We start from the raw sequence: 14,984 nt of genomic DNA on the forward strand, positions 1-14,984 counted from the left end.
GCCTCCTATTTACATAAATCAAATATCATATGAATTTATAAGTATTTCTGGAAATTTCATCATCTTCATATCTTTTTGAATTTTATGGAAAGGATATGAAACATTCATAATTTTAAAATTACAAAATTTATCAGAAATATCTAAAACACCAAAGGTCAGATTACCAGTGGTTCCATTTGGTCTACCTACACTTCCAGGATTTAATACATATTTATCTTTAGAAACTTTACTCTCACTAGCTAGGTGGGTACATCCACACACCAAAACCCCCTCATCCATACATTCATTTCCATTATATGGATTTCTATGTACAAACCTTAATATAAGACTTCCAAACTCAATTTTAAATTCTAAAGGTAATCCAGATAAATAATATAAATTATTTTTTGTAAGCTCGTCTCTAGTAAATTTCAATGAAAAATTATTTATAGTATTTTCACCTATAAAACTAAAATCATTCTCTACAACGGCTAAATCATACATTCCTGCCAAAGATATTATCTTCTTTCTTTTTATGAAGCTTATGACTTCATTTGGATGAGGTCCGTATCCTACAATGTCTCCAATACAGATAACAGTATCCACTTCTTCTCTTTCAAGCTCAGAGTAAGCCCCCATAAGAGAATATAAATTTGAGTGAACATCGCTTATAACTCCTATTTTCATATTTTCACTACCTTCTATAGTTAAAATTAAAAGAGGTTTATTAAAAACCTCTTAAAACCCATTATGGTTTTATAAACATATCACAAAGATATCCAACATTTCCTGCACCTATAGTTAAAAACAAATCTCCATCTTTTATTTTAGTCTTAACATAAGATATAGCATCATCAAAATCTTTAGCATTGTAGCATTTCTTCCCATACGATCTTATTCTATCACCAAGTTTTTTTGAATTAATATTTCCAGGATCCTTTTCTCGTGCTGCATAAATATCGAGAAGTATCAGCTCATCCACACCATCAAAACATTTTGAAAATTCATCAAACAATGCCAGCGTCCTGCTGTAAGTATGCGGCTGAAAAAAACAAAATATATCATTCTTGGTAATAGATCTAGCTGTATTTATAGTAGCCCTTATTTCTGTAGGATGATGTGCATAATCCTCTACGAGCATTATATTATCTTTCTTTCCTTTTATCTCAAATCTCCTTTTAGGTAATTCAAAATTCTTTAGAGCTTCTCTTGTTTTTTCAAAATCTAAATTCATCAAAATGGTAAACGCTATCGCAGAGAGTGCATTCAATATATTATGGTCACCAAGAACGTTTATTTCAACATCTCTATATATTTTATTTCCACACAAGACATCAAAAAACGTGCTACCTAAAGAATCTCTTCTTATATTCAATGCCTTAACATCACCTTGCATCATACCATAGGACAAAACTTTACATTTAGCACAGCTTAAAACGTCACCAATATTTTCATCATCCGCACATACGATCAAAGCACCATCTTCAGGTATATTCTTCACATATTTTCTAAAAGTATTTTTTATGTGCTCTAAATCCCTGTAATAATCCAAATGATCCCTATCTATGTTGAGTATAACACCTATGTTTGTTGAAAATTTTAAAAACGACTCCCTGTACTCACAAGCCTCCATTAACAAATAGTCACTTTGACCTATTCTGAAATTCCCATTTATAATGTGCGATTCTCCTCCTAACAAAATAGTAGGATCAAGTTCATTATAAATCATAACGTAGCTAAATATGGAAGTAGTCGTAGTTTTTCCATGGGTACCAGAAACAGTAACACATTTACTATATTTCCTAGTTAAAATACCCAGAAACTCAGCTCTATTTATAATAGGTATATTTTTACTATTACCCTTTTTTATTTCTTCATTATCCAATTTAACAGCAGCCGTATATACAATAAGTCCTATATCATCACTTATATTTTCACTGTTATGACCTATATTTATTTTGCAACCAAACTCCCTAAGCTTTAGTGTTAAGCTGTTCTCACATGCGTCACTTCCTGAAACTTTGAACCCTTTATCCAAAAGTATTGATGCAATACCACTCATACTAATTCCACCAATACCTATTAAATATATACTTTTACTTTTAATTTTAATATCGTCTATAAGATGATCTTGCAAGAAAAACACTCCTTAATTGCATAGGACTTTTTATAATTATATACATTTTTTAGCAAAAAAAATACATGTTTATTAAATAATAATATATTTTTTTAAAACTTATTATTTTCACGAATATATTTTTTACTTTTTTGCATAGAATAAACCTTATACTATTGAAAAACTTATAGAGGTGAATCTAATGCAAGTTACAGATGTTAAAATCAGAAAAATTACTAATGAGGGCAAAATGAAAGCAATCGTTTCCATAACTTTAGATAATGAATTTGTGGTACACGATATTAAAGTAATAGAAGGAGAGAATGGATTATTTATAGCTATGCCTAGTAGAAAAACCCCAAATGGAGAGTTTAAGGACATAGCTCATCCGATATCCACAGATGTAAGGCAAAAATTTCAAACTGAAATTTTAAAGCATTATAATATAGCCTTGAACGAAAGAGATCAATCCTAAAAATAAACAGGGGAGCAAATTAATGCTCCCCTGTTTATTTTTCACTATTCATTTTACAAAATTTATAAAGAAGCTCTATTAAAGCTCCTGTACCACCTTTCTTTGGAAAGATACTACTAGGTGTATCATTCCATGAAACGTATGCTATATCAATATGAGCCCAAGGTTTTCCTTTGACAAACTCTCCAACAAACAATCCAGCAGTTATAGTACCACCATATCTTCCTCCAAGATTTTTCAAATCCGCAATATCAGATTTTAAAAGCTCCTTATATTCTTCATCTCCTGGAAGTCTCCATATATTATCTACAGTATTTTCAGTTGATTCATAAAGTTGATCAAACAATTCTTCATTATTATCAATAATTGCTGCATATTTTGTACCTAGGGCAATTCCACAAGCACCAGTTAATGTTGCAATATCTATAATAACATCGCTGTTTAGTTTATCTGCGGCATAATAAACACCATCTGCAAGTACTAACCTTCCTTCTGCATCTGTAGAAATAATTTCTATAGTTTTATTAGATAGAGATCCTATTACGTCACCTGGCTTAAGTCCATTTCCATCTATCATATTCTCACAAACTGGGATAACCACATATATATTTATCTTAAGCATCTCCCTTGCAACTAAAGTGATGAGAGAAAGTACAGAAGCAGCACCGCCCATATCACATTTCATTGTAAGCATACCATCGGAGCTTTTTATGGAATAACCTCCCGAATCATAAGTTAGACCCTTTCCCACAAAAGAAATAGATCTGTTACTTTGTTTATTACCAAAATATTTCATAACTATAAACCTAGGCTTATTTGCAGAAGCTTTACCAACTTCATATAAAGCTTTCAATTTATTTTCTTTTATCCAATTTTCATCATAAACATCTATATCAACATCTAATTTTTTTACAACATCACAACATCTTTGTGCAAATTCATGGGGAGTTAAAATATTCGATGGTTCATTAACTAAATTTCTGGTTATGTTTATACAATCCATTATATTAACAATTTCATTTAAATTATTTACGTCAAGTATACTCGATTTGCAATAAAAATCTACATTAATCTCGAAATTCTCCCTTTTCTTTGAAAAATACTTAGAAAATGTATAATTACATGAATTAAGAGATAATACAAATGCCTTTAATACATTATAATAATTTATTTTTTTGCTTTCAAACAAATTTATTAAAATATTTATATTTCTATTAAATTTAAAATCCTTAAAACAAGAAACTATGTGTTTATATAATTTCTCATACGTGATATCTTTTTTAAATCCAAGACCTAAAAATATTATATTTGATAAACTATTTTTTCCACAATCTAAAAAATTATAGCTTGCACCTTCCTTTGACGAAAATAATTTTTTATTTTCTAGATTGCTTAAAATATTTTTAAAATCGTCATTTTTCACATCCAAAAAACAAGGAACTACTAAAACATCATACTGTTTTACCAAATCATTCACTATACCAAATTCCATTTAATAACCCTCCTTTAATATAAAATAAATATCAAACTTAATTTTTATAATACATAAATAAAAATATATTTTGTACAATTCCCCACATACACTAAAATTTACCGTTATTGAAAATATAACGTTGTGTCACAACATAAAATCCACATTATTGAGTAATAACACTCTCATACCGCTAAAATACCACATTCATGAATAAACAACTTATATTTTCATTTAAATTATACAAAAATTTAATATTATTTATAAAAAACCTCTACTAACCTTCCAAAATAACCTTAACTACCACTACTATATATAGCATGTTACAGATAATTCAAATGAAAAAAGGTTATGGTTACTGTAAGTTATGCGATTAAAAGTATTAATAAATTTAAAATCATTTATATTATCGTAATAAATACTCCTAAAGATATCTTTTTAAATGCATCTTACTGCAATATGAAAATATTTTTTAATAGTACTTTAATCTTTAATTTCTAAGTATCATTAAAATTATGCTTAGATGTAAAAAATATCAAATTTACCTATAAGTTATGTAACTTTATATTTTAATATGTGTAACTACTAAGTTAAATATAAAATAATTTTAGAAATGCTTACCAAAATTTAAAATTACACTCTATAATCAAAAATATAAATTAGTTAATCTTGAATGATACCATTATTCTGTTAAGCAAATTTTCATCTATAAATGTATATTTGTAATAAAAATTACTCAATATGTAACCATAAAATAGGTTATTAAAATAACCTATTTTATAACACATTCTTTATAATCATATTCCATTATGTGATATCCTTTGGAAGTGCCATAATCATAAACATACTTATTAAAACCTATTTCCCCATCATATGGAAATTCATTTTCCATATTATTTTTTACCTCCACACCATAAATGAGATGTGGAATTTCATCACATTCATTACAATTTATCCCAATTATAAAATATCCCTTATCTTTAAAGTATGGATACATACAAAGCATAGGATAATATACGACAGCATATTTAACATTATCATACTTCTTAACGTTTTCCATTTCTGAAAACTTAGACACACACACTTTGAATACCCTAAACTCGTTAAAATCTACAGAATCAATTTCCTCATATTCACAAAGTATATTTAAAAAAAATCTATACTCATAGCTTCCTTTAAACTTTTTCGTAATTCTAAATAACTCAGGAAATAAGTTCTTTATCATCTTTTCAATACTCCCGTTATCTTTCTTCAGAAGTTTCTTCAAAGCATCAATATGGTATTTAGCCTGACTACAATTCTCTTTTGATGTATCTATTATTCCTCTTATTATGTTCTCATGCTCATGATAATTATCTTGAAGTTCTCTCATATTATCTTCGGTCAAATCTTTACTGTCAAATGAGTATGCATCCTGATTATCGTATTTGCTATATACATCATGTTCATTATCAACATCATTACTCTCTAAATAAGTCTTAATATGTTTTTTAGGTTCTTCATCTAAAATAATTTTCTTATCATTGTCAACATCATTGGTTAAGTCCTTATCTACATCAATTTCACTTTCCTTTTTTTTTTCAAATGAAACAATTTCTCTCCTAAAAGGTCTATTTTTAATAGCTCTAAACTGATCAACTTTCCAATTAAGTATTCTCTTTTTAGGTAAAAAACCACTAAGAGGAAATTTTAGCATACCTTTAAAATCCTTAACACATACAGCACTTCCACAAACGTTATCTAAAATAGATTCATCAAAATCATATGCAATATCTATCTTGCCATTTTCATCGGTTTTCGCATCCCCAATAGAAATTATTTCTATCTTATCATCATTTTTTAAAATTAAATTAAGAGTATACGTATTTTCAGTATTAAGATTTTGTACATAATAAAATATTTTAAATTTAAAATCTTTATTTTCTATCTTTGTATATCCAGATGATTTTTTACCATTAAATGAAAATCCTTTATCGTCCTCTTGAAGTATTATAAACTTTTTATTATCAGAACCACTCATTTAAATCTCCGAATTTTCTAGATCTTAATTTAATATTATGCATTTCTAATTTAAAATTTACTAAAACATATTAACTTTATAAATCAGCGGAGTTTATGTATTTTATTAAATATGTGCTGCATATCAAAAAGGTCTATATTTTCAATTCTTTGATTAAAATCTATATTCAAATCCAAGGATATTTTTACGAGATCATCCTTATCTACATTAAACCTACTCAATACATTAAATAAGTTCTTTCTTCTCATAGTAAAACACTCTTTTACAAATCGTAAAAATTCAACTTCAATTTTGTGATTTTTAAAAAACCTATCGTGGAGTATATCACATTTCAAAAATATAGAATCAACTTTAGGTTTAGGTATAAAATTACATGCAGAAATTTTCTCTATCATCGAAACTTTTGAATAATAGTTAACAAATACCGTTAGAGACCCGTAATCTTTGGTAGATGGTAAGGCTAAGATTCTATCTCCTACCTCCTTTTGTACCATAACAGCTATAAATTTTATATTTAAGTCGCTTTTAAATAATTTTTCAAGTATAGGAGTTGTTATGTAGTATGGTATATTAGCTACCACTTTTATATCTCTCTTTAGTTCTTCCATATTATTTAATTCTATCTTAAGGAAATCTCCAGATATGATTTTTAAATTTTTATAATTTTTAAATTCCTCATTTAATATCGAAACAATACATTTATCAACTTCAACGCAAATAACATTTCTCGTTCTGCATAATAGCTTTTCAGTCAAGGACCCAAAACCAGGACCTATTTCGAGTACAGTGTCATTAGCAGTGATATCTAGTTTATCAACCATACTTTTGAGTAAATCATCATTATTAAAAAAATTTTGACCTAAGGAAGGTTTAAAATTAAATCCATATTTTTTCTTGATATATTTAATCTTCATAGTAAAAGCTCCGCTTTAAATTTTTTCTACACCATAATTAAATTGCTCCCTAGATATGTTAAAATAATTAAGTCTAGATAAAAACTTCTTACCATTAGCATATCCTATACCTAATAAATTACCTAATGCTTCCCTCCTCTTTGATGACTCTTTAGTGTTAATCAAATCATTTCTAATAAGATCATGAATAGTAAACTCGTTCCTCCTAGAATCAATAATACATTTTGCATTTTTAATAGACTCTAAGATATCTTCAGGAAAAGCATTTTCGACTCCTATATTTCCATTTTTCATACTCTTTTCCCTAGAAATATAGGCATGTTTAACACCTTTTACCTTACTTGAAATGATTTTCCTTATACGTTCACCAGCAGAATCTGAATCCATAAATAGTATCACTCCACACCTTTTCTGAGCACTTTTAATAAGATTTATGGTTTCACTAGATATACCAAATCCAGAAACATGTATAACTTCCGCATCCACAGATTTTTTAATGGCAATTTCATCCTTAATACCTTCAACGACAACTACCTCTTTAATCTTAATCATTCGATCCTCCTATAAAAAACAACTGCAATACTTGGAAACCAAATACCACAGTTAGATTAATAAAACTAATTTAATATATAAATTTTAACATTTTTCTTTCTTCCCCAAGCATATGCTTCGCTCCTACTTGGCATAAACACGTCTATAATATCACCCTTTATAGCACTTCCAGTGTCATGTGCTATCCCAAATCCATAACCGTCAACATACACTCTAGTTCCAAGCGGAATAACCTTAGGGTCAACAGCTATAGTGCTCCACCCTGAAGGATTATATACAGTAGGATTGCCGGTAGCAGTTGTATGATTCCCATTTGATCCACTATTATAAAAAGCTGTAACTTCAACATATTTTACATAACTTATGGAATACTCTTTGCCCAAAAAACTAATTCTGCTACCATTTTCATACGCATTATTAAACAATGCAATTGAATTATCATTGCCAATATAAACAGATTCTCTTATCTTTGTTCCCTTTTCAACTATCTCATCAATAGGATCAACTTCGATTACATCATAAATAATACTGTTACCAACCTCTACACCATTTTCATATTGTCTCTCAATCTCAACCAACCTAATACCATTCTTCCCACGTTGAAGTATAGATTGAGTCCCCTCGTACATATCCTCATTATAAACGAAGCTAGTATTATATTCAACTTCATATTGTACAGTTTCTATCTCTACATCAACATATTTAACTCTTATCTCAAGATCTGGTACAATATTAGCGTAAAGTGAAGGAAGCACTATATCTTCTTCTTCATACTCAATTTCATGCTCCCTTAATAAATCTTCCACAGTTTTAGATGTGGTCATAACTTCATAAGGATCCCTATCACCTAAGTATAAAATAACCGGGACTGGATTGTATAAAACTGTAGTTTCTCCGCTATTTATTTGTGAATATCTAAACGGAAAAACTATTCCTCCATCTTCCAAGACTATACCATTCCCACTCGATATATCTTCCGTCATATTTCCATTAGTACGAGTAGATATCTCAACACCATTTACAATAATTGTTACAGGTTTGTTTATACTCAGAACTAAACAAAACACGGATATAAAAATTACTGAACTAAAGATCAGGAATGCTATAGTCCTAACCGACTTTGATTTTATCATAATTTCCTCCCAATAAAACCTTAATACCATTACAAATTCAAAAATTCTACTGCGTTTCTGTATAAAGTATCTGCAATTTTATAGAAGTCCTCACTCTTAATTTTAGCAATATGTTTTATTATATGCTCAATATTTATAGATTCATTACGTTTACCCCTATGAGGAACTGGAGAAAGATACGGACAATCTGTCTCTGTAACTAGGAATTCAATAGGTACTTCCTTAATGACATCTAATATCTTAACTGCATTTTTAAACGTTACAATTCCAGATATACCTAAATAAAAACCTAATTTAATCCATTCCTTCGCAATCTCTAAGCTTGTAGAAAAACAATGAATAACACCACGAAGCGGCATAAACATCTTCACTATATCTAATACATCTTTATGAGCATCTCTACAGTGTATAACAACAGGTTTATCTAAATATTTGGCAAGTTCCAATTGCTGAATAAATACATCCTTCTGTATATTGACATCTAGATCTTTATAAAAATAATCAAGACCAATTTCACCTACAGCTAAAATTTTCTCACTCTGACTGTGAAATTTATATAAATCATCTATATAGTTTGTTTTATAATAATATTTAGAATAACTTGGATGTATTCCACAAGCCCCGTAAACGAAATCATATTCTTTCACCATACTAATAATTTTTTTACATGATTCTACATCAACAGAACAATTCAAAATATTCTTAACCCCAAAGTTAATTTGCCTATTTAGTACTTCATCCCTATCGCATTCAAATGCCTCATCGTCATAATGACAATGAGTATCAAAAATCTTTACAGACATCTGCTAACTCCTTTCAGTAACTCATGATACATACATACTTCACAGGTGTCAACTTGACAAATTTTGGATTTTATGTTAAACACATTTAAGTATTGGAAAATAAATTTTGAATAACTCTATTGACATATTGTTTCTTATACTGTATAATGACAATTGTATTGTGGCTCGTTGGTCAAGCGGTTAAGACACCACCCTTTCACGGTGGTAACACGGGTTCGATTCCCGTACGAGTCACCATTAGGGCATATAGCTCAGCTGGGAGAGCGTCTGCCTTACAAGCAGGAGGTCACAGGTTCGATCCCTGTTGTGCCCACCATTCTTTTGTGTATAGAAAAATGGCATCTTTCTTATGTAGATAGATGCTATTTTGTATTTAATTGCTTGTAATTTGTTGGGCAAGCTATTAGTACATTGCTCTTTCACGGTAGTAACACGGGATTGACTCCCGTACGACCCATTATAATTAAAGAGGTATACTCATTAAACAATGAGTATACCTCTTATGGCTCATTAACCATCCATCAAAAATTAAGATAACCTATTTAACAGACCTCTACATTCCCTTACTATATCGTCGTAAGTCATGTTGTATTTTTTAAACAAAAAATCCATACTTCCAACTTCACCAAAATGATCATTTACTCCTATAGCCCTAATGGGAACTGGATAACTACTGCTCGAAACCTCCGAAACAGCACTGTACAAACCTCCAATTATATTGTGATTTTCAACAGTTACCGCTCTCTTAGTTTTTAGTATAGAATTTATGATTGTCTCCTTATCGATTGGTTTTATCACAGGTACAGATATAACCTCAACACTTATTCCCTCATCTTCCAAAATTTTAGAGGCAATAATTGATGGGCTCACCATTATTCCGGAGGCAAATACAGTAATATCATTTCCATTTTTAATAATATCAGCCTTCGAAATATTAAATTTAAAATCGTCGCTGTAAACTTTTGGAACTTGTTTTCTTGGAAACCTTATATAAACTACACCTTTAAAATTTACAGTTTCAAACAAAACCTCCCGCAAATGAACTTCATCTACGACATCTATTATTGTTATTTCAGGTATGCTTCTGAGTACTCCTATATCCTCGAAGCTCATATGAGTACCCCCATTCATCTCTGCAGAAACCCCAGCATCTGTTGCAATGATTTTAACATTTTGTTTAGCATAGACTTGAGAAATAGCTATCTGATCACATATCCTTCTTGAAGAAAATGGAGTGAAAGTACATATATACGGTTTAGCTCCATAAGCACTCATTCCTGCTGCCATACTAGCCATATTAGCTTCACTTATTCCAACATCGAAAGCTCTATCCCTAAATATTTCTCTAAGCCTCATAGTGCCATTAGCTTCTGCTAAATCAGCATCCATAAAAATGACATCCTTATCTTTATCCATAATTTGTCTTATTGTCTCAAAAAGAACTTCCCTCATTTCCATCAGAATACCCCCCCTACTAATTTAATTCTAGCATAGAATTCTCAAATTCCTCATCAGTCAATCCCATACTATGATTTTTATATCCCACACGTTCTATAATAGATACTCCCTTGCCCTTTATAGTATTTAATATTATCGCCGTAGGCTTATCCTGTTTTTTACCAGCACATATGGCATTATGCATCTCATTAAAATCATGTCCATTTACCTCCTTAACAAAAAAACCAAAAGAAGCCCATTTACTACCTATATCGCCTATATCAACTATATCCTTCAACTCCCCATCCAATTGCATTTTATTATAATCAACAAATACAATCAAATTATTTAACTTGAACGAAGAAGCTGCCATAGCTGCCTCCCAAACCTGTCCCTCATCACATTCTCCATCGCCAACTATACAATATATATATGCACTATCATTTTTTGTCTTTGATGCCTTAGCCATACCAACTGCACAACTTATCCCCTGCCCTAGAGAACCAGTCGTCATATCAACTCCATTTGTTCTATTCATATCACAATGACTTGGAAGCAAAGTATTTTCCTTATTGAGCGTTAATAAATCGTCTTCTCTTATATATCCCTTATCTGCTAATACAGCATATAGGGCCGGCCCAGCATGACCTTTAGATAAAACGAATCTATCTCTATTCTTCATTTTGGGATTATTAACATCAATGTTCATTTCGTTATTATATAAAAGTACCAATATATCCACTATAGATAAACTTCCTCCATAATGGCCCTTACCAGCACTATGTATTGATTTTAATAATAGTCTTCTAACCTTCCTTGCGGTATTCTCTAAAAACTTCACATCCATAAATAATTCCTCCTTAAAATTCAGACAATAAAACGACCTAAAATATAGGTTTAACAAATCCCCTATACTTTTCATTTATAAACTTAAATGTTTCATAACTATTTAAACCCTGAGCTACTTGCTTTAATTCTACAGATGTTTTCATGCTCTCCGTAGTAACAAAAACATTTACTTTTCCATCATCCTCTGTAAAAGTTTTCTCATAAAAAATTCCGGCTACATAAGGGAATATACCACTTTCTAGAGCTATATTCGTATTCATAATAATAAGATCGGATTGTTCATAAAAAGACGGCAATAAAACAGACACAACCTCATTTATAACTAGATCCTTATTATTTTCAACCACAATGTAATTCTCTTGATTTAGATCTAAAGATATCTTAATAAGACCAGCATCTTGTAACAACTCAAGAGCTCTACTCCTGTTTACGGTATCATTTGGAATGTAAACAACGTCCCCTTGTCTCACATTTTCAATAGATCTATATTCATTGCTATATATAATAAGTGGTTCAATATGTACTAATGCCAATTCAACAAGTTTTGTATCTGAATTTTTATTAAAATTATCCAAATAGTCTCTTGTTTGGAAAAAATTAGCATCAATTTTTCCCAATAAAAGATCCTCATTTAACGTTTCATAGTTTATATAGTTTATGACTTCATAATCCAAATCAAAAATTTTCTTAATATTATTTAATATTTCTCCATGAGGAGACATAGTAACTCCAATTTTTATTCTTTTGTTATTTTTTCCCTCTCCATTTTTAGTAGAACACGCTGTAAAAATAAATAAAGTGCAAACTATACAAATACCTAAAATCCTTCTCATAAAAATCCTCCAGCTACAAAATTCAAGTATTGCCAATTCCAAAACTAATCTTAAATATAGCGTACTTCATTGAAACTTTAATAATATCATTAATTATAACTTCAAAATTTTTCATTACTGAAGTATCACTGGAGTTAAATATACCTTCAACTATGTACTCACTGTTAACTATTTTAGAAAAATCCTTCAAGATATTCACCAAATATTTTTTATTTATACCTACGTAACTATTAGTATTTATACCGTATATCAATTCATCAATACGGTTTCTTACATCAATAAGATTATCTCTCATAAATTTGACAAAATGCCTATTAACAAAGTTACCTCCCATATACCTTTTCTTTTCAGAGTCAAAAGCATTTTTAATATTAGTAACCTTTTCAAATAATTTATTAATTTCCCTTATATAAATATCATCCCCATGATCAGAGTCTCTATTATAAACACTTAAAATACCAAAAAATAAAACTAATATAGATAAAATTAAAAAATATTTATAAATTCTTCTATTCATAATATGTCTCTATTTCTATAAATCCTCCCCTAAGTAAGATTATATCATTTTAAAGTAAATAATAAATCAAAATTAGATTAAATATTTTATAAAAATAGTATTAAGCCATTGAAAATAATCAATGACTTAATATTTTAATATTTCAATTTAGGAATTTCCCCAAATGGAGAATAAGGAATAAATTCTCTTAAACTTTTATTTTGAGAATTAACATACCTCAACTCTGCTATTTCAGTTACAGCAACATAAACATTAGATAAAGCATACCAAGTATCATATTCAACTATTCCAGATACATTTACATTAAAAATTTCTTGAAACCTCCTTACGGAATCTCTAGTTTTAATTCCATATATTCCATCAACTAACACCTTAGGTATTGAAGGATAATTTTCAGAAATGGTATTTAAATACCTTTGTATTTCCACAACTGCTGATCCACTACTACCTACACTTAATGGATATCCCGGATAAGATAATGGAATTCCAATAACCTGACTTGCTCTGACCAAATCTAAATTTGTCCCATAAAAATTTGTCAATATTTCGTATGGAGTATAACCTTCATCTGCTAAATATTTACTTCCCCATTGCGTCATCCATCCTGGACACTTAACCTTTTTTCCATCACAATACTGGGCAAACAGGGGCTGTTTCGCTCCAGGTCTCCTCATATAAGTAGAAAAAATTTCATCTACAATATTCGATATATTCTTAAATATGTTTCTACCATAGTTAAAAGCATGATCATATGCAGTTGAACTAGTTATTGTAAAATCTTTACCTTTTCCTCTGTACCATTCTGTGTAAACTCGATTTAATGTAAAAGATATTATAGCATATATATTAGCTCTAATAGCATTAGAAGGCCATGTCGAGTATATTTCACATGAAGCAACATTTTTTATATAATCCTTGTATGGTACTGTATAGTTTTTAGCGTTTGAATTAGGTGCACCCATATGAACTGTTATAAACTCTGGAATAATAACTTCTGGTAATACAGACTGACCAGTGGTGTTAGGCACTTCTTTATCTTCACTTTCCGGAATTTTCGGTAAATAGTCTCCATACAGTCTATTCGGAAGAATTATTATTTCTTGAGATTGATCATTTGACGGAATATTTTGATTTAATGGTATTAAATCAACAAGTTGAATGGATTGTTCATCTCCAAGCAATTGACATCCTTCAATAAACGTTTGTGAATATCCCTTCTTTTCTACAAGAATATCACAAAGACTATATGGTTGTTCATAAGCATTTTCATCTAAAGAAAATTCTAATGGAGGAGTTTGAATTTCGTCTAACTCAGCAATTCCTGAATCATCTGTATTTAAATTTAAAGTATTTTTAACATTATTATTTGAATCATATAAAGTTACTCTAATTTTCGCATTATTAACTGGAGTTGCAATATTGTTAGTATAAGTTTGAATTTTTAGTGATCCTAGAGCCATTGATATTCTCCAAAAATATTATATAATTAAGAATTTATTCATAAACTAAAATTATGTTACTTATTATTTTTCTTTAAAAATTTTCTTTCCATTTTAAATTCATTAAATAAATCCTTTATTCTCATTTTTAATGAGCTCTCTGTAGTCTTAGCAAATATTATTTTTTTACTAAGTTTAAGTTTCAAAATTTTATAATAAATGTTTAGCTCTTTTAATAGTATTCCATCAAAGATTATAACTTTTTCATCAAAATCAAAATCAGAATCAATTTTAAATTTCCTATTTCTTACGACTTCCTCGAGTTGTACTTCGAAATCGTTATTTTGTATTGTTATGTACTCTATGCTCCTACTCACAAAACTAACAAGTTTTTTCATACTTGAAACCTCATCTAATGTAAAACCATAAATAATAAACCTTTTCAA

15 protein-coding genes and 2 tRNA genes are annotated in these 14,984 nt (G+C 29.4%); 3 read left to right on the forward strand and 14 right to left on the reverse strand.

Going from position 1 to position 14,984, the window contains the following annotated elements:
• Positions 1 to 18 precede the first annotated feature (18 nt).
• Together AALI31_RS07390 and murC are read right to left on the reverse strand one after the other, a co-directional pair.
• Positions 19 to 666 (reverse strand): metallophosphoesterase family protein, encoded by a 648-nt coding sequence (locus AALI31_RS07390; protein WP_489885889.1) that lies wholly within the window; start codon positions 664 to 666, stop codon positions 19 to 21.
• Between the two features lie 61 nt (positions 667 to 727).
• Positions 728 to 2,116, reverse strand: a complete 1,389-nt coding sequence (murC, locus tag AALI31_RS07395) for a UDP-N-acetylmuramate--L-alanine ligase (protein ID WP_489885890.1) — start codon at positions 2,114 to 2,116, stop codon at positions 728 to 730.
• A gap of 181 nt (positions 2,117 to 2,297) precedes the next feature.
• On the opposite strand from murC, the gene spoVG reads away from it, so the two are divergent.
• The gene (gene spoVG, locus AALI31_RS07400) at positions 2,298 to 2,570 is read left to right on the forward strand and encodes a septation regulator SpoVG (protein WP_489885891.1); all 273 of its coding nucleotides are present in this window, start codon (positions 2,298 to 2,300) and stop codon (positions 2,568 to 2,570) included.
• Between the two features lie 34 nt (positions 2,571 to 2,604).
• On the opposite strand, the gene AALI31_RS07405 is transcribed toward spoVG, so the two are convergent.
• The 6 genes from AALI31_RS07405 to AALI31_RS07430 all read right to left on the reverse strand — a co-directional run bounded on the left by AALI31_RS07405 (position 2,605) and on the right by AALI31_RS07430 (position 9,463).
• Positions 2,605 to 4,062 carry a leucyl aminopeptidase gene (locus AALI31_RS07405; protein WP_489885892.1) on the reverse strand — a complete coding sequence of 486 codons (1,458 nt, stop codon included), beginning with the start codon at positions 4,060 to 4,062 and terminating at the stop codon, positions 2,605 to 2,607.
• Between the two features lie 751 nt (positions 4,063 to 4,813).
• On the reverse strand, positions 4,814 to 6,061 hold the full coding sequence (locus AALI31_RS07410) for a hypothetical protein (RefSeq protein ID WP_489885893.1): 1,248 nt from the start codon (positions 6,059 to 6,061) through the stop codon (positions 4,814 to 4,816).
• Between the two features lie 83 nt (positions 6,062 to 6,144).
• Positions 6,145 to 6,975, reverse strand: a complete 831-nt coding sequence (rsmA, locus tag AALI31_RS07415; protein WP_489885894.1) for a 16S rRNA (adenine(1518)-N(6)/adenine(1519)-N(6))-dimethyltransferase RsmA — start codon at positions 6,973 to 6,975, stop codon at positions 6,145 to 6,147.
• 15 nt (positions 6,976 to 6,990) lie between these two features.
• Positions 6,991 to 7,527 carry a ribonuclease M5 gene (gene rnmV, locus AALI31_RS07420; protein ID WP_489885895.1) on the reverse strand — a complete coding sequence of 179 codons (537 nt, stop codon included), beginning with the start codon at positions 7,525 to 7,527 and terminating at the stop codon, positions 6,991 to 6,993.
• Positions 7,528 to 7,592: 65 nt separating this feature from the next.
• Positions 7,593 to 8,660, reverse strand: a complete 1,068-nt coding sequence (locus AALI31_RS07425) for a resuscitation-promoting factor (protein ID WP_489885896.1) — start codon at positions 8,658 to 8,660, stop codon at positions 7,593 to 7,595.
• Positions 8,661 to 8,689: 29 nt separating this feature from the next.
• Positions 8,690 to 9,463, reverse strand: coding sequence for a TatD family hydrolase (locus tag AALI31_RS07430; RefSeq protein ID WP_489885897.1), 774 nt, complete (start codon positions 9,461 to 9,463; stop codon positions 8,690 to 8,692).
• A gap of 162 nt (positions 9,464 to 9,625) precedes the next feature.
• Here AALI31_RS07430 and AALI31_RS07435 point away from each other — a divergent pair.
• A tRNA-Glu gene (locus tag AALI31_RS07435) sits at positions 9,626 to 9,700 on the forward strand.
• Between the two features lie 3 nt (positions 9,701 to 9,703).
• Positions 9,704 to 9,779: transfer RNA gene (locus tag AALI31_RS07440), tRNA-Val, on the forward strand.
• 212 nt (positions 9,780 to 9,991) lie between these two features.
• Here AALI31_RS07440 and AALI31_RS07445 read toward each other — a convergent pair.
• The 6 genes from AALI31_RS07445 to AALI31_RS07470 form a co-directional block, all read right to left on the reverse strand.
• Positions 9,992 to 10,921, reverse strand: coding sequence for a transketolase family protein (locus AALI31_RS07445; protein WP_489885898.1), 930 nt, complete (start codon positions 10,919 to 10,921; stop codon positions 9,992 to 9,994).
• 16 nt (positions 10,922 to 10,937) lie between these two features.
• On the reverse strand, positions 10,938 to 11,747 hold the full coding sequence (locus AALI31_RS07450) for a transketolase (RefSeq protein WP_489885899.1): 810 nt from the start codon (positions 11,745 to 11,747) through the stop codon (positions 10,938 to 10,940).
• A gap of 37 nt (positions 11,748 to 11,784) precedes the next feature.
• Positions 11,785 to 12,582: a MetQ/NlpA family ABC transporter substrate-binding protein gene (locus AALI31_RS07455; protein ID WP_489885900.1), complete on the reverse strand. Its 798-nt coding sequence runs from the start codon at positions 12,580 to 12,582 to the stop codon at positions 11,785 to 11,787.
• 22 nt (positions 12,583 to 12,604) lie between these two features.
• On the reverse strand, positions 12,605 to 13,099 hold the full coding sequence (locus AALI31_RS07460; RefSeq protein ID WP_489885901.1) for a hypothetical protein: 495 nt from the start codon (positions 13,097 to 13,099) through the stop codon (positions 12,605 to 12,607).
• A 134-nt stretch (positions 13,100 to 13,233) separates the two neighbouring features.
• A complete protein-coding gene (locus tag AALI31_RS07465; protein ID WP_489885902.1) occupies positions 13,234 to 14,559 on the reverse strand; it encodes a peptidoglycan-binding domain-containing protein in 1,326 nt (441 codons plus the stop codon).
• A 56-nt stretch (positions 14,560 to 14,615) separates the two neighbouring features.
• Positions 14,616 to 14,984, reverse strand: a complete 369-nt coding sequence (locus AALI31_RS07470; RefSeq protein WP_489885903.1) for a DUF3783 domain-containing protein — start codon at positions 14,982 to 14,984, stop codon at positions 14,616 to 14,618.

Source organism: Anisomitus miae (SeqCode) (genome assembly GCF_054906395.1).